At 73.7% G+C, this 1,128-nt stretch carries 2 protein-coding genes; both read right to left on the bottom strand.

Annotated elements, in window-relative coordinates:
* A partial coding sequence (locus ACFY5C_RS41900) for a glycosyltransferase family 2 protein (protein ID WP_389455352.1) occupies nucleotides 1–460 on the bottom strand: 460 nt, incomplete at its 3' end.
* Nucleotides 461–735: 275 nt separating this feature from the next.
* Nucleotides 736–1,128, bottom strand: a 393-nt coding sequence (locus ACFY5C_RS41895; RefSeq protein ID WP_389455350.1) for a WD40 repeat domain-containing protein, incomplete at its 5' end; no start/stop codon positions are given.

The raw sequence follows: 1,128 nt of genomic DNA, 5'->3' as shown, positions 1-1,128 counted from the left end.
CGTTCGCCCGCCAGGGGCCGACGAGGGCGCCCGGCTCTATCGGGCCGTCGTCCGGGTCGCCGGGGAACGCGGCCGTCGAGCCGTCCGGCAGCAGGTCGAGCACCCGGGACGTCGTCCAGCCGACGGACGGGTGGCCTTCGAGGACGGCCAGGTCACGGGCGAGGGCGCCCGGGGTGAGCTGGTCGTCGGCGTCGAGGATCTTCGCGTAGGCGCCCTCGGTGTGGGCGAGCGCGAGCGTGCGGGCCACTCCCGGCCCGCCGGGCCGCCCTTGACGGAACGTCACCCTCGGGTCGCGGGGAACGTGCGGGCGGACGGTGTCGCCGCGGCCGTCCTCCTGTATCACCCAGTGCCATTCCCAGCCGGGCGGTAACTCCTGTGCGCACAGCGACGCGTGGGCCTGCGGGAGGAACTCCGCCGACGGTCCGTGGACAGCGGTCACGACGACGACGCGCCGGAGCACGGGTCCCTCACCACCCTTCGACGGACATGCGAAGGCCCGACCGCTGGCGACGGGGGATGCACCAGCGATCGGGCTGCGGCCAACAGTAACAAGGCCGCGAGCCCCGTGGGAGCCGACGGATCGGCTGCGATGACGCGTTGTGATCGGGATCACGGAAACCGCTGTCCCGCGGAGCCCCGGCATACCACTTGCGTTCCCGCTCCCTCACGCTGCGCACTGGCCGCACTGGCCGCACTGGCCGCACCGATCGCACCGGTCGCATCGGTCCCACCGGTTCAGTCGGAGCACGGCGGCTCGTAGGACAGCCGGGGCAGATATTCGTGCCACCGCTCCCGGGTGAGCACGCCCTGGGTCGTCGAGCAGACCCGGCGGATCGCCTGGTCCACGTCCAGGTTCCACAGCCGGACGGTGTCGGTGCCGCTGGAGACGCCGAGCATCCGGCTCGCGGGGCGGAACGCCAGGAAGTTGCCCGTCCTCGCGTTGGGGCTCATCGCCCGGCCGACCGCCGAGGCGTGCTCCGGGTCCCCGACGTCCCACATCCGCACCGTGTTGTCGTTGCCGCCGCTGGCGAGGGTGCGGCCGTCCGCGCCGAACGTCAGGGAGACGACCGCCTCGGTGTGGCCGGTGAGCGGGTGGCCCTGCGCCCGCGCCCCGGCCGGGTCGGTGAC

The organism is Streptomyces sp. NPDC012935 (genome assembly GCF_042900345.1).
In the GTDB taxonomy this organism is placed as follows: domain Bacteria; phylum Actinomycetota; class Actinomycetes; order Streptomycetales; family Streptomycetaceae; genus Streptomyces.
The sequence above is the reverse complement of the archived record's forward strand: the minus strand, read 5'-3'. Positions and strand labels throughout refer to the sequence as shown.